Here is a 20,703-nt window from a genome sequence, read left to right on the forward strand (position 1 = left end):
CAGGATACTTGCGGCCCGGCGGGAAAGACCCTATTTTGAACCGAATAGTTTAGACGAATTCTCTGGCGGTTCCGTACTCCTTCACGTCAGTGCCCGCCGGAGGCCTTGACCAGCAAAGTCCAGAAAGGCCGCAAATGCGATTGATCCCGGTCCTCACCGCCCTGCTGGTGATGGTCGCGCTGTACCTCGGGGTGCTCAAGCGTGACGAACTCATGGCCATTGCCCACGCGGCCTCTCCAAGCGCTGCGGAGCCCGGAACCGAGGCTGCCGCACAGGACGGCGGAAACGAGGCGGACGCGGTGCGGGCCGTGGGTGTCGTCGCCGTGCACTCCGTCGCGCAATCCATTGATACTGCTGTGGTCTTGCGCGGTCAGACCCAGGCCGCGCGTCAGGTCGAAGTGCGCTCGGAGACCAGCGCCATCGTGATCTCAGAACCTCTGCGCAAGGGCACCTTCGTCAAGAAGGACGATGTGCTGTGCAAGCTTGATCCGGGCATCCGCGAGGCGACCCTGGGCGAGGCCCGCGCCGCGCTGGCCGAGGCCCGCAGCCAGGTGCCTGCCACCGCCGCCAAGGTGGAGGAAGCCAAGGCCATGCTGGAAGAGGCCGAGATCAACTACGTCGCCGCCGACAAGTTGAAAGCCTCGGGCTACTCCTCGGAAACCCAGCTGAAATCCGCCCGTGCGGCGGTGCGTTCGGCCGAGGCCGCGGTCGCCGCGGCCACCGCCGGGGGCGACGGCACGCAGGCCGCCATCGAATCCGCACTTGCCGCCGTCGCCGCCGCCGAGCGCGAGATCGCGCGCCTGACCATCACCTCGCCCTTCGACGGGCTGCTCGAATCCGACAGCGCCGAACTGGGCAGCCTGATGCAGGCCGGTTCGCTCTGCGCCACCGTGATTCAGCTCGATCCGATCAAGCTGGTCGGTTTCGTCCCCGAGACCGAGGTGGGCCGCGTCGAGGTTGGCACGCAGGCCGGGGCGCAACTGGTCAGCGGGCGCGAGGTCGCGGGGCTGGTAACCTTCCTGTCGCGATCCGCAGATACAACCACCCGGACCTTCCAGGTGGAGATTTCCGTGCCGAATCCCGACCTTTCGATCCGTGACGGCCAGACCGCCACCATCGCCATCTCGGCGGCGGGCGCCCTCGCCCACAAGCTGCCGCAGTCGGCGCTGACGCTCAACAACGACGGCCAGCTTGGCGTGCGCACGGTCGAGGACGGCAACGTTGTCGCCTTCATGCCCATCAAGCTGCTGCGCGACGAGGTCGGCGGCGTCTGGGTCGCGGGCCTGCCCGAGAAGACCGACGTCATCGTGGTCGGGCAGGAATACGTCACCGCCGGGGTCCGGGTGACCCCGACCTTCCGAGAGGCCGCGCAATGACCGGAGTCATCGACTGGGCTGCCGAACGGGCCCGGATGGTCCTGGCCTTCATCGCGCTGTCACTGCTGATCGGGGGCTTTGCCTACTGGAGCCTTCCCAAGGAGGGCGAGCCCGACATCGAAATCCCGATGCTGATCGTCACCGTGGAGTTCCCCGGGATCTCGGCCGCGGATTCGGAGAGCCTGCTGGTCAAGCCGATGGAGACCGAGCTGGCCGACCTCGACGGGCTCAAGAAGATGACCTCCACGGCGGCCGAGAATTACGCCAACGTCATCCTCGAGTTCGAATTCGGCTGGGACAAGACCGCGACCATGGCCGACGTGCGCGATGCCGTCAGCACGGCGCAGGCCAAGTTCCCCGACGGGGCCGAGCAGTACACGGTCCGCGAGCTCAACTTCTCGGAATTCCCGATCGTCATCGTCAACCTCACCGGGTCGGTGCCCGAACGGACAATGGCGCGCGTCGCCAAGGACTTGCAGGACGATCTTGAATCGCTCGACGCAGTGCTCGAGGCCGGTATCGCGGGCAACCGCGACGAGATGCTGGAGGTCGTGATCGACCCGCTGCGGCTGGAGGCCTACAACGTCACCGCCGCCGAACTGATCAACGTGGTCCAGAACAACAACCGCCTGATCGCCGCGGGCGAGGTCGAGACCGACCAGGGCACCTTCTCGGTCACCATCCCCTCCTCCTTCGACGAGCCGCGCGATGTCTATGATCTGCCGGTGAAAACCAACGGCGACCGGGTGGTGACCCTCGGCGACCTTGCCGAGATCAACTACACCTTCGAGGACCGGGCAGGCACCGCGCGCTTCAATGGCGTGAACACGGTCGCGCTGCAGGTGGTCAAGCGCAAGGGCTACAACCTGATCGACACCGTCGACCTGGTGAAACAGACGCTGGCCGAGTCTCAGGCCAAGTGGCCGCCCGAACTGCGGGCGGCACTGCAGGTCGGCACCTCCAACGACCAGAGCCGCGTGGTCGGCTCGATGGTGAGCCAGCTCGAAGGTTCGGTCCTGACCGCCGTCGCGCTGGTGATGATCGTGGTCCTCGCCTCGCTCGGCAGCCGCGCCGCCCTGCTGGTGGGTTTCGCGATTCCAACCTCGTTCCTGCTGTGTTTCGCCTTCCTCGCCCTGATGGGCGTGACAATTTCGAACATCGTGATGTTCGGCCTGATCCTCGCCGTGGGGATGCTGGTGGATGGCGCCATCGTGGTGGTGGAATACGCCGACAAACGCATCGCCGAGGGCGTCGGCCCGATGCACGCCTATGTCGAGGCCGCCCACCGGATGTTCTGGCCGGTGATCTCCTCGACCGCGACGACGCTCTGCGCCTTCCTGCCGATGCTGTTCTGGCCCGGGGTCGCGGGCGAGTTCATGGGCATGCTGCCCGTCACGCTGATCTTCGTGCTCTCGGCCTCGCTGGTCGTGGCGCTGATCTACCTGCCGGTGATGGGCGGTGTTTCGGGCCGGCTGTCGCGGATGTTCTCGCGGGTCTCGGACCTGCTGCGCGCCCGCCTGCCCTGGGTGGCGCGCGTCGCGCTGGTGCCGGTGGCCTGGTATCTCATGTTCATCGGCGCCATGCAGGTGCTCAACCCCTCCTACATCCTGCCTGCCGGAACCTCCCCCCTTGGCGGTTCGCTGATCGGCGCCGCGATCTTCCTCTTCGCCGCCTTCGCCGCCTCGGTCACGCTGGGCGCCTCGCGCCTCGAACGGCGCGCGCGCCCCGTGGTCGTCGGACACCGGCGCACCATGTTCGGTCGGGTCATCCACCTGATCGCCGGCAACCCGATCATGCCCGTGGTCGCCATCGCCGCGGTCTTCGCCGGGGTCTATTACGTCAGCTTCGTCCTGTTCCCCGAACGCGCCCTCGGGGTCGAGTTCTTCGTCGAATCCGAACCCGAGCAGGCCACCGTCTACGTCCGTGCACGCGGCAACCTCTCGCTGACGGAATCCGACGCCATGGTGCGCCAGGTCGAGGACGTGATCCGCGCCCACCCGGCAGTGATCAACGTCTTCTCCTTTGCGGGCGAAGGCGGCCTCTCCACCGGCGGTCCGGGTGGCGGCCAGCATCCGGCGGACACCGTCGGGCAGGTCCAGTTCGAGATCATCCCCTGGGAGGACCGCCCCAAGGTCAGCGAACCGATGTTCGGCGGCCACTTCGACAAGGAAGTCTCGGCGCCGGAATTCGACGGCGACCTGGTGATCGAGCAGCTGAACGCCAAGCTCGCGCAGATCCCCGGCTTCCAGGCCGAGATCCTGCCGCTGGAGGAAGGCCCGGGCTCGGGCAAGCCGGTGCACCTGCGCGTGCGCGGCGACGACTGGGCCGATCTTACCGCCGCTGCCGAGATGGCGCGTGCGCATTTCGAGGAGACCCCGGGGCTGGTCAAGATCGAGGACAGCCTGCCCCTGCCCGGCATCGACTGGCAGATCAACGTGGACGTCGAGAAGGCGGGCCGCTTCGGCGCCGACGTGGCAACCGTGGGCGCCATGGTGCAACTGGTCACCCGCGGCATCCTGCTGGGCACCATGCGCGTCGACAGTTCCGACGAGGAGATCGAGATCCGCGTGCGCCTGCCCGTGCAGGACCGGGTGCTGAGCACGCTCGACACGCTGAAGGTGCGCACCGCCGACGGGCTGGTCCCGCTGTCCAACTTCATCTCCCGCAAGCCGGTGAAGAAGCTCGCCAGCATCAGCCGGGTTGACCAGGAGCGCTATTTCGACATCAAGGCCGACATCGCCCCGAGGCTCAGCAAGGTCGTCTCCGCCACCGAGGACGGCGGCGAGTCCACCCTCGCGATCCTGCAGGCCCTCGACGAAGGCGCGGCTGCCGATGGCCCGGTGATCGAGCACGCCTCTGGCGCCCGCTTCACCATCGCCTCGCTGGGCACCGCGGGTAATGCCGACACCGTCCGGCAGGCCATCGCCGAGGGCGAGGCGCGCGCTGTCCCCATTAACGCCAACGAACGCATCGCCGCCCTGACGGAATGGCTGCAGACCGATCCCCTGCCCGGCGGCATCAACTGGGAATGGACCGGCGACCAGGAGGAACAGGCGGACAGCCAGGCCTTCCTGCAGAACGCCTTCCTAGGGGCGCTGGGGCTGATGTTCATCATCCTGCTGGCGCAGTTCAACAGCTTCTACAACTCGGTGCTGGTGCTGCTGGCCGTGGTTCTGTCGACCACCGGCGTGCTGATCGGGATGATGGTTATGAACCAGCCCTTCTCGATCATCATGACCGGCACCGGCATCGTGGCGCTGGCGGGGATCGTGGTGAACAACAACATCGTGCTGATCGACACCTACCAGGAATACGCCCGGTACATGCCCCGGATCGAGGCCATCGTGCGCACCGCCGAGGACCGCATCCGCCCGGTGCTGCTGACCACCATCACCACGATGGCGGGCCTTGCCCCCATGATGTTCGGCCTCAGCCTCGACTTCATCAACGGCGGCTACTCGATCAACAGCCCCACCTCGCTGTGGTGGAAGCAGCTGGCAACGGCGGTGGTCTTCGGCCTTGGCATCGCCACGGTGCTGACCCTGATCGTCACCCCCTCGTTCCTCGCCCTGCGCGTCTGGTTCTCGACCTACGCGCTCTGGGGCGGGCGCCTGCTGGCGCGGCTCGGCGCGGGCAGTTCCAGCCGCATCGCACAGGACATGCGCCTGACCCGCAACGCGCGCAGGCTGCCCACCAACGAGATCATCTGGGATGTCGAGGAAGCAGCCCCGCCGCAGGACGCCAAGGCGCCCGAGGCCGGCGAGGCCCCCCAAAAGCCAGTGCGGGCGGCGGAGTGATCGGAGGGGGCGCCTCCCCCTCTCGGCCTTCCGGCCAATTCACCCCCGGGATATTTCGAACCCAAAGAAGCGCGCGCCCGTCACTCCACCTTCTTTGGGTTGCAAATATCCCGGGGAGCGCGAGGGGCTGGCCCCTCGCTCCTGCCTTGCCGCTCAGGCGGCCTCTTCGGCCTGCTGGCGGTTCCAGAGCTGGGCGTAGCGGCCGCCGCGTGCCAGCAGCATTTCGTGCGAACCGGTCTCGACGATCTCGCCCTGTTCCAGCACCACGATCCGGTCGGCCTCGGCTATCGTCGACAGGCGGTGGGCGATGGTGATCACCGTGCGCCCCTCGCCCGCGCGTTCCAGCGCCGCCTTGATCTCCTGCTCGGTGTCGGTGTCGAGCGCGCTGGTGGCCTCGTCCAGCAGCAGGATCGGCGGGTTCTTGAGCAGGGTGCGCGCGATGCCGACGCGTTGCTTTTCGCCGCCCGAGAGCTTGAGGCCGCGTTCGCCGACCGGGGTGTCGTAGCCCTGGGGCAGCGAGACGATGAAGTCGTGGATCTGCGCGGCGCGGGCCGCGGTCTCGACCTCGTCCTGGGTGGCGCCGTCGCGGCCGTAGGCGATGTTATAGCGGATGGTGTCGTTGAACAGCACCGTGTCCTGCGGCACCACGCCGATGGCGCGGTGCAGGCTTTCCTGCGTCACCTCGCGGATGTCCTGCCCGTCGATCCGGAGCGCGCCGCCGGTCACGTCGTAGAAGCGGAACAGCAGGCGCCCGATGGTCGACTTGCCCGAGCCGGTGGCGCCGACGATGGCAACGCTCTGCCCCGCGCCCACCTCGATGCTGATGCCCTTCAGGATCTCGCGCTCGGGCTCATAGCCGAAGTGGACCTTGTCGAGGCTGATCGCCCCGCCCGTCACCTTCAGCTCCGGCGCCCCGGGCCGGTCGGCGATCTCGGCGGGCTGTTCCAGCAGGTCGAACATCTCGTCCATGTCGATCAGGGCCTGCCGGATCTCGCGGTAGACGGTGCCGAGGAAGTTCAGCGGCACGGTGATCTGGATCATGTAGGCGTTGACCATGACGAAGTCGCCGACGGTCAGCTGCCCCGACTGCACCCCGAGCGCGGCGAGGACCATGACCCCGACGAGGCCGATGGTGATCAGCACCGACTGGCCGAAGTTCAGGAAGGCGAGCGAATAGGCAGTGAGCTTGGCCGCCTTCTCGTAGCCCGCCATCGCGTGGTCGTAGCGCTGTTCCTCGCGCGCTTCGGCGCCGAAGTACTTCACCGTCTCGTAGTTCAGCAGGCTGTCGATGGCCTTCTGGTTGGCGTCGGTGTCCTGGTCGTTCATCACCCGGCGCAGCTTGACCCGCCATTCGGTCACCGCGAAGGTGAAGGCCACGTAGAGTCCGATGGTGACCGCCACGATGGCGAGGTAGCGGATGTCGAAGACCACCGCGAGGATCACGGCGACCAGCAGCAGTTCGAGGATCAGCGGTCCGATGCTGAGCAAGAGGAAGCGCAGCAGGAACTCGACGCCCTTCACCCCGCGCTCGATCACCCGCGACATGGCCCCGGTGCGCCGCGTGAGGTGATAGCGCAGCGACAGCTGGTGGATATGGCGGAAGGTGACCAGCGCGATGCGGCGCAGCGCCCGCTGGGCGACGGGCGCGAAGAAGACGTCGCGCAGCTGCTGCAGGCCCACGTTCATCGCCCGCGCCACGCCGTAGGCCACCGTCAGGCCCACCGCCCCGAGGGCCAGTTCGGGCACGCCCTCCTTGGCCAGCGCATCGACCGCGCCCTTGTAGAGGAACGGCGTGTAGACCGCGATCAGCTTGGAGACGAGCAGCATGACCAGCGCCAGCACGACCCGCAGGCGCAGGCCGCGATCATCCCTCGGCCAGAGGTAGGGGGCAACCCGGGCAATTGTCCGGCGGCCCGATTTCCGCGCCGCGCGGGCGTCGTCCGGGGTGGCTGGTGGCATCTGGCTTCCTCGACTGTCGGCCACTGATATGCGCATGGCACGGTAAAGATCCAGCCCCGACCCTGTGCGATGATGCAGGGCGCGCCGGGCCGCGACGCGCGCGGAGCCCTGTTGCGGTGCCCGCAGTATGTTCCGCCGGCGGTCTGCTCAAAGCGCCCGCACTCCCGCATCTTTTGCCGACCCGGCGGACGGTTTTCCGGGGCGCGGCCTTTACATGCCCCGGCGGCGGACGCATGCAGAAGGCGCCTCCACGCCCGCCAGGAAAGACCATGACCAACGCTCCCCAACCGGCCCAGGCCGCTCCCGCCTCCCGTGCACCGTCGCGCGCGCGCCTCTTCTTCTTCGCCTTCCTCGGCGTCTATCCCCTGGTGACCGTGCTGTTCTACCTGGTCGCCCCGCTCACGCTGGAATGGGCCATCTGGCAACGCAACCTGCTGCTGGTGCCCGTGGTGGTCGCCGCCATGGTCTGGGTCATAATCCCCCGCATTCACCGCCACCTCGGCCGCTGGCTCTGAGCGGCGTCGCCCCGCCCGTGCCGCGCCCTTGACCGAAAGGCCAAAGCGCGGCATCTGGTCCGCATGCTGATCTACAAGATTTTCCGTGCGCCCGAATGGGCCGAGTTGCAGGACCGGGGCGAGACGCTCGGCGCCCCCGTCGACCTTGCCGACGGATTCGTCCATTTCTCCACCGCCGAACAGGCCGCCGAGACGGCCGCCAAGCATTTCGCCGGGGTCGAGGGGCTGGTGCTGCTGGCGCTCGACGCCGACCGGATGGGCGAGGCGCTGCGCTGGGAACCCTCGCGCGGCGGTGCCCTCTTCCCCCACCTCTACCGCGCCCTGCGCCTCGAAGAGGTGCTCTGGGCGCGGCCCCTGCCGCTGGTGAACGGCGCCCATCGTTTCCCGGAGGACATGGCATGAGCGGATACATCGACCCTGACCGCGCACAGTTCGAGGCCTTCAAGGCGCTGGACCGCGACCGGCCCATCGAGATGCTGAACCTCGTGCAGTTCCGCGACAGGGCCAGCTACCCGGCGGATCACCCGCTCGCCGGTGCCGGGCTCTCGGGCGCCGAGGCCTATGCCAACTACGGGCGCGACAGCGGTCCGGTCTTTGCCCGCGTCGGCGGAGAGGTCATCTGGCGCGGCGGCTTCGAGGCCATGCTGATCGGCCCGGCCGACGAGCGCTGGGACGCGGCCTTCATCGCCCGCTATCCAACCGCGCACGCCTTTCTCGAGATGGTGACCGACCCGGTCTACCGGCAGGCCGTGGTGCACCGGCAGTCGGCGGTCGTGACCTCGCGGCTGATCCGCTGCGGCGCCGCCCCGGCGGGGGATGGCTTCGCATGAACCTGATCGAGCGCGCCAGCCTCTTCGCGCTGAACCGGATCGACCCGGAAACCGCACATGGACTGGCGTTGAAGGGCCTGTCGAGCGGCCTTGCGCCATTGCCCGGCCCGGTCACCTCGCCGCGCCTTGCCACCACGCTTGCGGGGATCGCCCTGCCCAACCCGGTCGGGCTTGCCGCCGGGTTCGACAAGAACGCCACCGCGCTGGACCCGCTCTCGCGCGCGGGTTTCGGTTTCATCGAGGTCGGGGCGGCCACCCCGCGCCCGCAGCCCGGCAACCCCAGGCCGCGCCTGTTCCGGCTGACCGAGGACCAGGCGGCGATCAACCGCTTCGGCTTCAACAACGAGGGGATGGAGGCGATTGCCGCCCGTCTCGCCCGCCGTCCGAAGGATGCGGTGATCGGGCTGAACCTTGGCGCCAACAAGGACAGCACCGACCGCGCCGGAGATTTCGCCCGGGTTCTGACCACCTGCGGCGCCCATCTCGATTTCGCCACCGTCAATGTCTCCTCCCCCAACACCGAGAAGCTGCGCGACCTTCAGGGCAAGGCCGCCCTCACCGCCCTGATGACCGGCGTGATCGAGGCGCGCGACGCGCTGAGCCGCCGGGTGCCGGTCTTCCTCAAGATCGCGCCGGACCTGAGCGAGGCGGAGCTTGCCGATATCGCCGCTGTGGCCCTCGAGACCGGGATCGACGCCATAATCGCCACCAACACCACCCTCTCGCGCGACGGGCTGAAGAGCGCCCACAGGGGCGAGACCGGCGGCCTCTCCGGCGCGCCGCTCTTTGACAAGTCCACGCGGGTGCTGGCGCGGCTCGGCAAGCTGACCGAGGGCGCCGTCCCGCTGGTCGGCGTCGGCGGCATTTCCAGCGCCGCCCACGCCTATACCAAGATCCTCGCCGGGGCTTCGGCGGTGCAGCTCTATACCGCGATGGTCTACAAGGGCCTGTCGCTGGGCGCCGAGATCGCGCGGGGGCTGGACGCGCTGCTGGCAAAGGACGGGTTCAGCAACGTGGCCGAGGCCGTCGGCACCGGTCGGGAGGACTGGCTGTGATCGAATACTGGCACAATCCGCGCTGTTCCAAGTCGCGCGAGGGGCTTGCGCTGCTGGAGAGCAAGGGCGCCGAGGTGACGGTACGGCGCTATCTCGAGGACGCGCCAACGCTGGCCGAACTGAAAGCCGCGTGGCAAGCGCTTGGCAAGCCGCCCGTGATCGAGATGATGCGCCCGAAGGAGGCCGCCTTCAGGGAGGCCGGACTGTCGAAGGACGTTTCCGACGCCACCCTGTTGCAGGCGATGGCCGACCACCCGGTCCTGATCGAGCGGCCCCTCGGCATCCGCGACGGCAGGGCCGTGATCGGCCGCCCGCCGGAACGGCTCGCCTCGCTGCTCTGACCCCTGCCCCGGCAGCGGCACAACACCGCCCGACTTTTCGCGCGCGCCCGTCTTGGAACGGGCGTGGACGCGGCCTATAAGCCCTCGAACTGCAAGGATATGGCCCGATGCGTACCGCCGAGATCACCCGCAAGACCGCCGAGACCGACATCACCGTCAAGGTGAACATCGACGGCACCGGCAGCTACGACAACCGGACCGGTGTGGGTTTCTTCGACCACATGCTGGACCAGCTGGCGCGCCACTCGCTCATCGACATGGAAATCCGCGCCACCGGCGACCTGCACATCGACGACCACCACACCGTCGAGGACACCGGCATCGCCCTCGGGCAGGCCCTGACCCGCGCGCTCGGCGACAAGCGGGGCATCCGCCGCTATGGCGAATGCCACCTGCCGATGGACGACGCCCAGGTGCGCTGCGCACTGGACCTCTCGGGCCGCCCCTTCCTGGTGTGGAACGTGACGTTGCCGACGCCCAAGATCGGCACTTTCGATACCGAGCTGGTGCGCGAGTTCTTCCAGGCCTTCGCCACCCACGGCGGCATCACCCTGCACGTCGACCAGCTGCACGGCTTCAACAGCCACCACATCGCCGAGGCCGCCTTCAAGGCCGTGGCCCGCGCGCTGCGGGACGCGGTGGAAACCGATCCGCGCAAGGCCGACGCCGTTCCCTCGACCAAGGGCACGCTCTGATCGCGCTGACGCGCGAGCCTCCGGCGGGGATATTTGGAAACCCAAAGAACGGGCGCGCGGCTTCTTTGGGTCAAAAGTATCCCAGGGGAGTCGCGCCCGGCGCGACGGGGGCAGCGCCCCCTTGGCAAGGCGGGCCCGCTCGCCTATCCCCTGAGCGCAGAACGACCCACAGGAGCCGCACATGCTGACCGCCATCATCGACTACGAAAGCGGCAACCTCCATTCCGCCGAGAAGTCCTTTCAGCGCATGGCGCGCGAGGGGGACGCGGGCGAGGTCGTGGTGACCGACAAGGCCGAGGTGGTGGCGCGCGCCGACCGCATCGTCCTGCCCGGCGACGGCGCCTTTCCGGCCTGCGCGGCGGCCCTGCGCGGCCAGTCGGGCCTGTTTGACGCGCTGGTCGAAGCCGTCGAGGTGAAGGGCCGCCCGTTCCTCGGCATCTGCGTCGGCATGCAACTGATGGCCGAGTGGGGCCGCGAGTACGAGGATACCGAGGGGCTTGGCTGGATCGGTGGCGAGGTGGTCCGGATCGATCCGGCCGACACTGCGCTGAAGGTGCCGCACATGGGCTGGAACGATCTGGTGATCGACACCCCCCACCCGGTGCTCGAGGGGATCGCCACCGGCGATCACGCCTATTTCGTGCACTCCTACCACATGCGGGTCAGCGACCCTGCCCAGCGGCTTGCCCATGTGGACTATGGCGGTGACGTCACCGCCATCGTCGGGCGCGACACCATGGTCGGCACCCAGTTCCACCCCGAGAAAAGCCAGGCCGCCGGGCTGCGGCTGATCGCCAACTTCCTCGCCTGGGCGCCCTGAGAGTTACTTGACGCGGGTCCAGGTCTGCCCCCGGCAGATCAGCCCGCCCGCGACACATCCCTTGACCTCGAGCGAGTCACCGGCCAGCGCCATCTTGGACTTGTAGGTCTTGTCGGTGTCCGGTGCCCAGATGGTGCCACCGCTGTAGCTGCCGCCGCCGTCTGCGCCCATGTCGCGGATGATCGGCTTGCCCAGGTGTTCGTAGTCCAGCTGCACCGTCCCGGAATCGTCGAAGGCCTGCTTGATGGTGCCGCAGAGATTGGCGCCGCAGGTCGACATGGCGACGTAGAGATAGCCGCCCGACTCGCCGGGTTCCGTCTTCCACATGCCCTCTGCCGGATCGGCCTGCGCCATGGTCGCGAAGGATGCCGCGGCGAGCGCGGCCATTGCCAGTTTCTTCATCTCGAAAACCTCCCGTTTCGCCGGAGCTTCGCCGAAAGCCCTCCCCGGGGCAAGCGCCCCGTCGGCCCGGTTCCGCGCCCTGCGTTGCCACCGACGCGCCCCTGTGCGATATCGCCCCGACCCCACGATCTACTGCGACAAGGTGACAGGCCCATGATCCTCTACCCCGCCATCGACCTCAAGGACGGCCAGGCCGTGCGCCTGCTGCGCGGCGAGATGGAAAAGGCCACCGTGTTCAACGACGACCCGGCCGCGCAGGCGCGGGCCTTTGTCGAGGCGGGTTGCGAATGGCTGCACCTCGTCGACCTGAACGGCGCCTTCGCGGGCGAGCCGGTGAATGCAGCGCCGGTCGAGGCGATTCTCGCCGCCTGCCCGGTCCCCGCGCAGCTTGGCGGCGGCATCCGCGACATGGCCACGATCGCGCGCTGGATCGACAAGGGCTTGGCCCGGGTGATCCTCGGCACCGTCGCGGTGGAGAACCCCGAGCTGGTGCGCGAGGCCGCGCGGGAGTTTCCCGGCAAGGTCGCGGTCGGCATCGATGCCCGCAACGGCATGGTCGCCACCAAGGGCTGGGCCGAGGAAACCAACGTGCAGGTGACCGACCTCGCGCGCTCCTTCGAGGACGCGGGCGTCGCCGCGATCATCTACACCGACATCAACCGCGATGGCGCGATGCAGGGCCCCAATGTCGAGGCCACGGCCGACCTGGCGCGCGCCGTCTCGATCCCGGTGATCGCCTCGGGCGGGGTCAGCTCGCTTGACGACCTGATCGCCCTGCGGGATTGCGGCGTTGCGCTGAACGGCGCCATCTCGGGCCGCGCGCTCTACGATGGCGCGCTCGATCTGGCCGAGGCTCTGGCCGCGCTCAGGGCCTAAGCCGCGAGGTCGGTCTCCGCGCCCTCGCCGTGTGAGACCGGTGCGAAGGTGATCCAGACCCGGTCCTCGTACTGCTCGACAGTGGCGCAGAGCGCGGGGACGAGAAGGAAATGGTCGCGGCGGCGGGCAAAGCCGCTCTCTGGCCGGGCGCGGAACACGAGGTGTTCGCGAACCGGCGGGAGGAAGGCGGCGGCGGCCGGCGCATCGGTGTAGCGCTTGACGACGCAGCCGCCCGCGCGCCGCACGGCCCGGTCCACGGCGTTGGCGGTGCCAACGACGCCAAGGTCCGAGGTCAGCACCTCCAGCTCACAGGCGGCAGGGTTGGCAAGAACCGCCGCGATGGCATCTTCAATGATGTCCTGCATGACTTTTCTCCTGCTTTCTTGTGGATAAAACCGCGATCCCTCGGTGCCGGTTCCGGCAAGGGGCGCTCATATCGGCGTGATTCCGCGACGCCGGGCCGCATCGCCAGCCGGGCGGAACCGCCGCATCCTGCGGGGCAGAGCACCCTTTCGGAGGTTTTCCATGCCCGCCGTCCGCCTCGCCCCCCTGCCCCCCGATGCCACCCTGCGCGCCCGCGTCGGGGCCCGCGACTTCCTCGATGGTTACGCGGTCGAGACCCCGCTCTCGGCGCGCGAGGGCGCCCGGCTCGCGCTTGGCATGCCCGGCTGGGCCCGGGCGCTGCTGCGCCTCCGGAATGCGCTCGTGCGCCCCTTCGGCCTGAGGACCGAGGCGCCTGCGGGGCAGGACGCCTGGGGGCTCTTCACCGTCGAGAAGGATAGCGCGGACGAGATGATCTTCGGATTCGACGACCGCCATCTCGATTTCCGCATCACCTTCGTCAAGCGCGGCGAGCGGCTGCACATGGGCACCTGGGTCCATCCGCACAACATCTTCGGCCGCCTCTACCTCGCCCTCGTGATGCCCTTCCACGTGCTGATCGTGCGCAACGGGATGGCCGGCATCGCGCGCGCGGCGCGCTGAGGCGCGCGCCCCCGCCGTTGCATCCGGGCGCGGCGCTGCGTAAGACGCTGCGTAAGACACCGGCGAGGCCCGCCGGGCGCCCAGCCAGGACTGCCGCCATGCTCAAGACCCGCATCATTCCCTGCCTCGACGTCGCCGACGGCCGCGTGGTCAAGGGCGTGAACTTCGTCGACCTGCGCGATGCCGGCGATCCGGTGGATGCCGCCCGCGCCTATGACGCCGCCGGGGCGGACGAGCTTTGCTTCCTCGACATCCACGCCACCCACGAGAACCGCGGCACCATGTTCGACGTGGTTACCCGCACCGCCGAACAGTGCTACATCCCGCTGACCGTGGGCGGCGGCGTGCGCACGAAGGACGACGTGCGCGACCTGCTGCTGGCCGGGGCCGACAAGGTCAGCTTCAACTCCGCCGCCGTCGCCAACCCCGACGTGGTCGCCGAGGCCGCCGACCACTTCGGCAGCCAGTGCATCGTGGTGGCCATCGACGCCAAGACCGTCGCGCCCGGCAAGTGGGAGATCTTCACCCACGGGGGCCGCAAGCCCACCGGGATCGACGCCGTGGAGTTCGCCCGCACCGTCACCGCCAAGGGCGCCGGGGAGATCCTGCTGACCTCGATGGACCGGGACGGCACCCGCGCCGGCTTCAACCTGCCGCTGACCCGCGCGATTTCGGACGCGGTCGAGGTGCCCGTGATCGCCTCGGGCGGTGTCGGCACCCTGCAGCACCTCGTCGAGGGCGTGACCGAGGGCGGCGCCTCTGCCGTGCTGGCCGCCTCGATCTTCCATTTCGGCGACTACACCATCCGCGAGGCCAAGGACTACATGGCCGCCGCCGGCATCCCCATGAGGCTGACATGAGCACGCTCGACGATCTCGCCGCCACCATCGCCGCCCGCAAGGGCGCCGACCCCGAGTCGAGCTGGACCGCCAAGCTCCTCGCCAAGGGGCCCGAGAAATGCGCCGAGAAGTTCGGCGAGGAGGCCATCGAGGCGATCATCGAGGCGGTGAAGGGCGACAAGGCACGCCTGACCTCCGAGGCCGCGGACGTGCTCTACCACCTGCTCGTCATGCTCACCGCCCGCGATGTCACGCTCGCTGAGGTCTGTGCCGAGCTGCAACGCCGCGAAGGCACCAGCGGCATCGCAGAAAAGGCCGCACGGAACAGCTGATCCCGGCTTCTTTGGGTCTGAAATATCCCGGGGGAGTCGCGCGACGCGCGACGGGGGCAGCGCCCCCCCTACAGCTTGGACGAGATCACGCCGGTCGCGAATCCGCCCATGCGCAATTCGCCGAACAGGCGCTGGTACTCGATCTTGGGACAGCGGTTCTGGATCACGTCGATCCCCTGCGCCTCGGCTCTGGCCGCCGCCTCCGCGTGCTCCACCCCGATTTGCATCCAGATGGTCCTGAGCGTCTCGGGAAAGGCCGACAGCGCCTCCTCCACGATCCCGGGCACGGCCTCGGACCGGCGGAAGATATCGACCATGTCGACCGGCGCGTCGATCTGCGAGAGCGATTCGACGACCTTCGTTCCCAGCAGCGGCTCGCCCGCGTAGGCGGGATTGACCGGGATCACCGTGAACCCCTTGAGCGAGAGGTAACGGGCCACGAAGTAGCTCGGACGGACCGGATTGGTCGAAACGCCGACCACCGCAACCACCTTGGTGCGGGAGAGGACCGATCGGAGGAAACTGTCGGAGTAGCTGGTCATGAGAGGCAGGTTAGCCCCCTTCCCCGAAAGAAAAAAGCGCCCAAAGCCGGGCTTTGGGCGCTAGGTGCGGAACGAGGGACAGTAAAATGACTCATGGGTGTTCCTACCCAGGGTCGAGTTACATTTAGGTAACGCTTGCGGATAAAAAAGTGCCGCTCGCGATTATGTGATGAGGAGGTCAGTCGTGCAGCGCCTTGGGCCAATGCGCGTTGGCCCGCGCCACGTAGGTCCCGATGTCCTGCCGCCAGCGGTCGCGAATCTCGGCGGTATGGACGAGGAACAGGCGACCTTCGTGGATCGACCACGCCGTCGGATCGCCCGAGACGGTGCGGCCAAGCGACATGCCATAGGCGCAGTAGCCGCCGTAGCGCGGCGCATAGGCGCGGGGATTCGCCTCGAAGGCCTCGCGGTTCTTCTGGGAGGCGAAGTACCAGGTCGCGCCGTGCCACATGACCTTGTGCTGGGGCAGACCCTTCTCGGCCTTGCCCTCGGTGAAGTAGGCCACCGCGTCGTAGCCTCCGATGGCCTGCCCGTTCACCGCGTAGATGACCGGCTGGTCCGGCCAGGCAGGCGCGGCCAGGGACAACAGGAGAAGACAGGCCACGATCAGGCGGCGGATCGGCATTGCTTTGGCTCCGGTGCGGGTCGGAGCAAGAATGGTGGCGGTCCCCGGGTCTGAGAAGCCCCTAAACGCGCTTGTGAAGCGCTGCGCTCTGCCATGTGATCATTGTTACACAGTTCCCGCCCATCCCTGCGGGCGCGCCTCGCCCGGCGGCTGTGCGGGACACCGGGCCGTGCAACCGCCGCGTCCCCCGGCATGCGGGGGCGCAGCGGCGAGTCGCGGTCAGCGACGGACGGCGTAGAGCGCCACGGCAGCCGCGTTCGACACGTTGAGCGAGCCGAAGCTGCCGGCGAAATCGATTCTCACCAGCCGGTCGACGGTTTCCTTGGTCTTCTCGCGCAGGCCCGGCCCCTCGGCGCCCAGCACCAGCGCGACGGGACGATCCCGCTGCCCGTCGACCGCGGCTTCGATGGTGCCCTCCGCCTCGCCGTCGAGCCCCAGCACGAGATAGCCCATGCCCTGCAGTTCCTCGATGGCCTCGGACAGGTTGCGCACGCGCAGGTAGGGCTGCCGTTCCAGCGCGCCACTGGCGGTCTTGGCCAGCGCCCCGGTCTCGGGTGCCGAATGGTGGCGGGTGCCGATCACGGCACTGGCCCCGAAGACCTCGGCCGAGCGCAGGATGGCGCCCACGTTGTGCGGGTCGGTGACCCGGTCGAGCAGGACCACGCGGGGCGTCTCCGCCCCGATGCAGACATCCGCCAGCGAGCCCCAGTTCAGCGGCTTGACCTCGAGTGCCGCGCCCTGGTGCACCGAGCCGGGATCGAGCGGCGCGCTGAATCGGCGCGGATCGGCTTCCTCAGGGGTCATGCCCGAGGTCGCGATGGCATCGGCCAGCTTGTCGGCGGCATTGCGGGTGACGATCAGGCGCAGCCGTTCGCGGCGGGGATTCATCAGCGCATCACGCACCGCATGCAGCCCGAAAAGCCACACGGTTTCCGCTGCAGCGGCCTTCTTGGCCAGCTCTTTCTCGACCACCCATCTGGGTTTCTTCATCGCCTTCGCCTCCTTGCGGACCACGCCGCAGAAAAGGGAGTCAAAACGCCGGATTTTCCTGTTGACGCCCCTTGGGAGCGCTTGTAATCACGCCCCCACGTCGGACGCAATGCGGTTCCGACAGTGGGCGACAGGCCGCAAGGTGTGGCAGGGGACTGTAACTCCCTCGCGGAGACGCACGCCTGGTTCGATTCCAGGGTCGCCCACCACTATCTTAAGAAACTCAATAAAATCAATGTACGAGTGTCCCGCAGGCATTTGACAACGACTCATTAAGAACAATGGGTTACATGGAAGGTGTCCCGCCGTTTCGGGCTGCCGCAAATCATTTCCTTCAAAGAAGGAGATTCTCCGAATCTGCCTAGAGGTTTGCAGCTGTTACCCCGCTTCAATGACTTGGGGCGGCTCTTGCGTTGGTTTGTTTTCAATCGGACGCAATCTCGCCCCCCTATCTGTGGCCCAAAATGCGCCCCTCGGTGCGCACAGTTGGCTTTCCCACTGAATCGCGAAGCGGAAGTCCAACTCCCGATGGTCAAGGTCGCCTCAAACCGCACACCTGTCGTCGTCGTCGTGCGACGCGGCGAGGCTCCGCATTTGGCCCGAAGCTGCGCCCGCATCGCTTCATGCGGCCGGCCCAGGGTCGGTTGAACAGGACGCATCTGCATCGAACCGCATGCTGAAGTTCGGTCCCGAAGAGCAGGACCGAACCGTATTGACGTCAGGCGGCTTCAGCTGACGCAACACCCTCGTCGCCCAGATGTCGCTGCAGGAACGGGATCATCTTCTCCAAAGCCAGACCGACCGGCTCATCCCGGTCGTAGATGTCGTAGTGCGACCAGTCTGACAGTTCGACAAGCTGGCGGTCCTTCGATGCCATTGCGCGACCGTAGATTTCCATGCCGTCCCGATAGGCGCCGAAGGCACCAACCTTCTGGCCGATGACCACCATCATCGGTTGGGTCATGAACGTCTCGGCAAAGGCGAAGGCGTCCCAGGACAGTGTCTTCTGGGCATGGCTGAAGACCATGCGGGTCGCGCCCCCGGGTTGCTGGCCACGAGGGGTCTTGTAGTAGTCCGTCGCCTCGAACACGTCTCGCTCTGTCAGCCCGTTCTCGCGTGCCACGTCGGGGCTGGCGGGCAACAGTTCGTTGACCTGCACCTCTTGCCCGCGTGCCTCGGCCGTGCGCTGTGCGGCCATTGCGGTCAGGGTTCCGACCGGGTCGAACCCGCTGAACCCTTCGCGGAAAAGGCGGCCGAGGTTCACCGGAGTGATCCCGACCACCGCCTTGATGCGTTTTTCGGTCAGGGCCGCGCTCAGGGCATAGCCGCCGCCACCGCAGACGCCAATAACCCCGATCCGGTCCGCATCGACGTACGGAAGTGTGACTGCATAGTCGATGACGTGGCTGACGTCCTCGACGCGCTGGCTTGGGCTCTCGATCCACCGGGGGCTGCCACCGGATGCGCCCTGATAGCTCGCGTCAAAGGCGATGACCACGTAACCCTGCGTGGCGAGCGCCTTGCCGTAGACGTTGCCTGAGGCCCGCTCCTTGCAGCTCCCGAAGGGATGAATGCTGACGATTGTTGGGTATTGCTTAGTGGCGTCGAACTCGGGCGGCAGGTGAATGTCCGCGGCGATGTGCCATGCCATGTCGGGGTTCTGAAATGTGACATTTTCCATGATGTGAACTCCTTGATTGCAAACTTGGGTGAGGGTGTCCCGCCCGCATTCCGGGCAGGACGATTGACGGCATCAGATCAGGCGCTGAGCTTGTCCTGGAAGAACGGCGCCAGCACGCTGACCGCCTCGTCGACGAACTTGGCGCCGTCATAGAGGTCCATGTGGTTCGCGCCCTCGACGACATGGAACTGTTTGTCGCCGCTGGCGGCCCGGTTGTAGAGGTCGTCGCTCATCCACTTGCTGCCCGCGGCGCTGCCCGCCACGATCTGCAGCGGCTGGGTCAGGAAGGCCTCGGCGAAGTTGTAGGCATCGTAGCTGATGAGCTGCGTCAGGCTGCGTGCGAGGCCATAGCCCGGGGCTGTCGCGCATTGCGCGCGCTGGGTGTGGTAGTATTCCCACGCCTGACGCAGCTCCTCGTTGGGGGCGTCTTCCTCTCTCAGCGGTGCCATCGGGATCTGCGCCAGATCGCCACCCGCAGCGAGCGCCTGCGCATCTGCCGTCCGTGCGGCAGAACCGGCCTCCAGGAAGGGCAGCGCATCGGCATCGGCCACGTCATTGTCCCAGCCATTGCGGAACATGGCGCCGATGTTCACCGCGCTGACCGTCCCAACAGCCTTGATCCGGTGATCGTTGATCGCCGCGTTGGCAGTGTAACCCGCACCCGCGCAGATCCCCATAGCTCCGATCCGGTCCGTGTCGACGTAACCCAGCGAGGTCAGGTGGTCGATCACCGCGCTGACATCCTCGGTGCGGATGTAGGGGTTTTCGAGCTGACGCAGGCTGCCGCCGGACTCACCCTGGTAAGAGGCGTCGTAGGCGATGGTCACAAACCCCTGCTTGGCCAATTCCGCGGCATAGGTGCCGGCAGTCTGTTCCTTCACGCCACCACCGGGGTGAGAGACGACGATGGCCGGATACTTGGCGCCTTCGTCGAAACCCTCGGGCAGGTTGAGGATGGCCGACATCTCCACGTTCGGATTGTTGGTATTGGCGAAGGTGATCTTGGTCATGGTCGTCTCCTTGGAGTTTGGGATCGAACCGATCCGTTGCTGTTGAAGCCAATATGACGCTTGAGCCGTTCAGTGATTAGTCGGTAAGTTCTTCATGAACCTATAAGTGAGGTGATAAATGCGGCGCGAGGATATCGCCGACCTGACGGCTTTCGTGACTGTCGCCGAAGAGGGAAGCTTCACCAGGGCTGCGATCCGGCTGGGCATTTCTCAGTCGGCTCTGAGCCAGATCGTGCGCCGGCTCGAGGATCGCCTCGGACTGCGTCTTCTGTCGCGGACCACGCGCAGCGTCGCCCCCACCCCCGCCGGGGAACGGCTGGTGAGACGCCTCGGCCCGTTGCTCCGCGAGATCGACAGCGATCTGGCCGAACTCAGCGAGTTTCGGGACACGCCGACAGGCAACATCCGGATCACCTCGGTCGAGCATGCGGCGAAGACTGTGCTCATGCCAGCCCTGGCAGACGTACTGCCCGGCTACCCGGACGTGAGTGTCGAGATCATCGTAGACTACGGGCTCGTCGATGTGGTGGCCGAGCGGTTCGATGCAGGGGTGAGGCTGGGCGAGCAGGTCGCGAAGGACATGATCTCGGTGCGTATCAGTCCCGAGATCCCGATGGCGATTGTCGCGGCTCCGTCCTATCTGGCTGAGCATGGTGTCCCGCTCACGCCGCAAGACCTTGTCGATCACCGGGCCATCAACCTGAGACTGCCCTCGTCGGAAACCATCAATGCCTGGAGACTGTCAAAGGGCGGGGACGTGAAACAGGTGCGGATCGAAGGCGCGCTCAGCTTCAACACCATCGACCTGATCCGGCAGAGCGCTCTTCTGCGGCAAGGGCTGGCATATCTTCCCCGCGACCAGGTCGAGGACGATATGGCAAGCGGTGCGCTCGCGCAGGTCCTTGCGGATTGGACGCCACCCTTGCCGGGATACCACCTCTACTATCCGAACCGACGGCACAGCTCACCGGCGTTCCGACTGGTCGTCGACGCTCTCAAGGCCCGGCTACGGCAGCTCGGCTGACGGTGTTGGG

General features: G+C 67.3%; 22 protein-coding genes and 1 tRNA gene. 15 read left to right on the top strand and 8 right to left on the bottom strand.

Features of this window, described 5'->3' with window-relative positions; translation table 11 throughout:
- The first annotated feature begins 134 nt into the window (after window positions 1-134).
- A complete protein-coding gene (locus DDT93_RS22995; RefSeq protein ID WP_109468247.1) occupies window positions 135-1,376 on the top strand; it encodes an efflux RND transporter periplasmic adaptor subunit in 1,242 nt (413 codons plus the stop codon).
- Window positions 1,373-5,173, top strand: coding sequence for an efflux RND transporter permease subunit (locus tag DDT93_RS23000; RefSeq protein WP_109468248.1), 3,801 nt, complete (start codon window positions 1,373-1,375; stop codon window positions 5,171-5,173). Before DDT93_RS22995 ends, DDT93_RS23000 begins: the two co-directional genes overlap by 4 nt.
- A 153-nt stretch (window positions 5,174-5,326) precedes the next feature.
- On the opposite strand, the gene DDT93_RS23005 is transcribed toward DDT93_RS23000, so the two are convergent.
- A complete protein-coding gene (locus DDT93_RS23005; protein WP_109468249.1) occupies window positions 5,327-7,132 on the bottom strand; it encodes an ABCB family ABC transporter ATP-binding protein/permease in 1,806 nt (601 codons plus the stop codon).
- A gap of 269 nt (window positions 7,133-7,401) precedes the next feature.
- On the opposite strand from DDT93_RS23005, the gene DDT93_RS23010 reads away from it, so the two are divergent.
- From DDT93_RS23010 to hisH, 7 genes are all read left to right on the top strand, one after another.
- A complete protein-coding gene (locus tag DDT93_RS23010) occupies window positions 7,402-7,647 on the top strand; it encodes a hypothetical protein (protein WP_109468250.1) in 246 nt (81 codons plus the stop codon).
- 63 nt (window positions 7,648-7,710) lie between these two features.
- On the top strand, window positions 7,711-8,049 hold the full coding sequence (locus tag DDT93_RS23015) for a DUF952 domain-containing protein (protein WP_109468251.1): 339 nt from the start codon (window positions 7,711-7,713) through the stop codon (window positions 8,047-8,049).
- Entirely contained in the window at window positions 8,046-8,477 is a 432-nt protein-coding gene (locus DDT93_RS23020; RefSeq protein ID WP_109468252.1) for a DUF1330 domain-containing protein, read from the top strand. The genes DDT93_RS23015 and DDT93_RS23020 overlap by 4 nt, the downstream gene beginning before the upstream one ends.
- Window positions 8,474-9,532, top strand: a complete 1,059-nt coding sequence (locus tag DDT93_RS23025) for a quinone-dependent dihydroorotate dehydrogenase (RefSeq protein ID WP_109468253.1) — start codon at window positions 8,474-8,476, stop codon at window positions 9,530-9,532. Before DDT93_RS23020 ends, DDT93_RS23025 begins: the two co-directional genes overlap by 4 nt.
- Window positions 9,529-9,873 carry an arsenate reductase (glutaredoxin) gene (arsC, locus tag DDT93_RS23030; RefSeq protein ID WP_109468254.1) on the top strand — a complete coding sequence of 115 codons (345 nt, stop codon included), beginning with the start codon at window positions 9,529-9,531 and terminating at the stop codon, window positions 9,871-9,873. The genes DDT93_RS23025 and arsC overlap by 4 nt, the downstream gene beginning before the upstream one ends.
- A 107-nt stretch (window positions 9,874-9,980) precedes the next feature.
- Window positions 9,981-10,568 carry an imidazoleglycerol-phosphate dehydratase HisB gene (hisB, locus tag DDT93_RS23035; RefSeq protein WP_109468255.1) on the top strand — a complete coding sequence of 196 codons (588 nt, stop codon included), beginning with the start codon at window positions 9,981-9,983 and terminating at the stop codon, window positions 10,566-10,568.
- A gap of 181 nt (window positions 10,569-10,749) precedes the next feature.
- The gene (hisH, locus tag DDT93_RS23040) at window positions 10,750-11,388 is read left to right on the top strand and encodes an imidazole glycerol phosphate synthase subunit HisH (RefSeq protein WP_109468256.1); all 639 of its coding nucleotides are present in this window, start codon (window positions 10,750-10,752) and stop codon (window positions 11,386-11,388) included.
- Between the two features lie 3 nt (window positions 11,389-11,391).
- On the opposite strand, the gene DDT93_RS23045 is transcribed toward hisH, so the two are convergent.
- Entirely contained in the window at window positions 11,392-11,790 is a 399-nt protein-coding gene (locus tag DDT93_RS23045; protein WP_109468257.1) for a DUF2147 domain-containing protein, read from the bottom strand.
- Between the two features lie 153 nt (window positions 11,791-11,943).
- Here DDT93_RS23045 and hisA point away from each other — a divergent pair, with 153 nt between their 5' ends.
- Window positions 11,944-12,666 (top strand): 1-(5-phosphoribosyl)-5-[(5-phosphoribosylamino)methylideneamino]imidazole-4-carboxamide isomerase, encoded by a 723-nt coding sequence (gene hisA / locus DDT93_RS23050; RefSeq protein ID WP_109468258.1) that lies wholly within the window; start codon window positions 11,944-11,946, stop codon window positions 12,664-12,666.
- Here the strand turns inward: hisA and DDT93_RS23055 are convergent.
- A complete protein-coding gene (locus tag DDT93_RS23055; RefSeq protein WP_109468259.1) occupies window positions 12,663-13,031 on the bottom strand; it encodes a hypothetical protein in 369 nt (122 codons plus the stop codon). The genes hisA and DDT93_RS23055 overlap by 4 nt on opposite strands.
- A gap of 160 nt (window positions 13,032-13,191) precedes the next feature.
- Here DDT93_RS23055 and DDT93_RS23060 point away from each other — a divergent pair, with 160 nt between their 5' ends.
- The 3 genes from DDT93_RS23060 to DDT93_RS23070 all read left to right on the top strand — a co-directional run bounded on the left by DDT93_RS23060 (window position 13,192) and on the right by DDT93_RS23070 (window position 14,821).
- Window positions 13,192-13,650 (top strand): DUF2867 domain-containing protein, encoded by a 459-nt coding sequence (locus DDT93_RS23060; protein ID WP_109468260.1) that lies wholly within the window; start codon window positions 13,192-13,194, stop codon window positions 13,648-13,650.
- A gap of 98 nt (window positions 13,651-13,748) precedes the next feature.
- A complete protein-coding gene (gene hisF / locus DDT93_RS23065; protein WP_109468261.1) occupies window positions 13,749-14,510 on the top strand; it encodes an imidazole glycerol phosphate synthase subunit HisF in 762 nt (253 codons plus the stop codon).
- Window positions 14,507-14,821, top strand: a complete 315-nt coding sequence (locus DDT93_RS23070; protein WP_109468262.1) for a phosphoribosyl-ATP diphosphatase — start codon at window positions 14,507-14,509, stop codon at window positions 14,819-14,821. The genes hisF and DDT93_RS23070 overlap by 4 nt, the downstream gene beginning before the upstream one ends.
- Before the next feature lie 68 nt (window positions 14,822-14,889).
- On the opposite strand, the gene DDT93_RS23075 is transcribed toward DDT93_RS23070, so the two are convergent.
- The 3 genes from DDT93_RS23075 to rlmB form a co-directional block, all read right to left on the bottom strand.
- Entirely contained in the window at window positions 14,890-15,363 is a 474-nt protein-coding gene (locus tag DDT93_RS23075) for a CoA-binding protein (protein ID WP_109468263.1), read from the bottom strand.
- A gap of 178 nt (window positions 15,364-15,541) precedes the next feature.
- Window positions 15,542-15,988, bottom strand: a complete 447-nt coding sequence (locus tag DDT93_RS23080) for a YHS domain-containing (seleno)protein (RefSeq protein ID WP_109468264.1) — start codon at window positions 15,986-15,988, stop codon at window positions 15,542-15,544.
- A 219-nt stretch (window positions 15,989-16,207) separates the two neighbouring features.
- Window positions 16,208-16,978, bottom strand: a complete 771-nt coding sequence (gene rlmB / locus DDT93_RS23085; RefSeq protein ID WP_109468285.1) for a 23S rRNA (guanosine(2251)-2'-O)-methyltransferase RlmB — start codon at window positions 16,976-16,978, stop codon at window positions 16,208-16,210.
- Between the two features lie 125 nt (window positions 16,979-17,103).
- Here rlmB and DDT93_RS26580 point away from each other — a divergent pair.
- Window positions 17,104-17,187, top strand: a tRNA-Tyr gene (locus DDT93_RS26580).
- Between the two features lie 509 nt (window positions 17,188-17,696).
- Here the strand turns inward: DDT93_RS26580 and DDT93_RS23090 are convergent.
- On the bottom strand, window positions 17,697-18,659 hold the full coding sequence (locus tag DDT93_RS23090) for an alpha/beta hydrolase (RefSeq protein WP_109468265.1): 963 nt from the start codon (window positions 18,657-18,659) through the stop codon (window positions 17,697-17,699).
- Window positions 18,660-18,736: 77 nt separating this feature from the next.
- Window positions 18,737-19,669 carry an alpha/beta hydrolase gene (locus DDT93_RS23095; RefSeq protein WP_109468266.1) on the bottom strand — a complete coding sequence of 311 codons (933 nt, stop codon included), beginning with the start codon at window positions 19,667-19,669 and terminating at the stop codon, window positions 18,737-18,739.
- A 118-nt stretch (window positions 19,670-19,787) separates the two neighbouring features.
- Here DDT93_RS23095 and DDT93_RS23100 point away from each other — a divergent pair, with 118 nt between their 5' ends.
- Window positions 19,788-20,693 (top strand): LysR family transcriptional regulator, encoded by a 906-nt coding sequence (locus DDT93_RS23100; protein ID WP_109468267.1) that lies wholly within the window; start codon window positions 19,788-19,790, stop codon window positions 20,691-20,693.
- Window positions 20,694-20,703: the final 10 nt, after the last annotated feature.

Source organism: Albibacillus kandeliae (assembly GCF_003116585.1).
Classification (GTDB): domain Bacteria; phylum Pseudomonadota; class Alphaproteobacteria; order Rhodobacterales; family Rhodobacteraceae; genus Albibacillus; species Albibacillus kandeliae.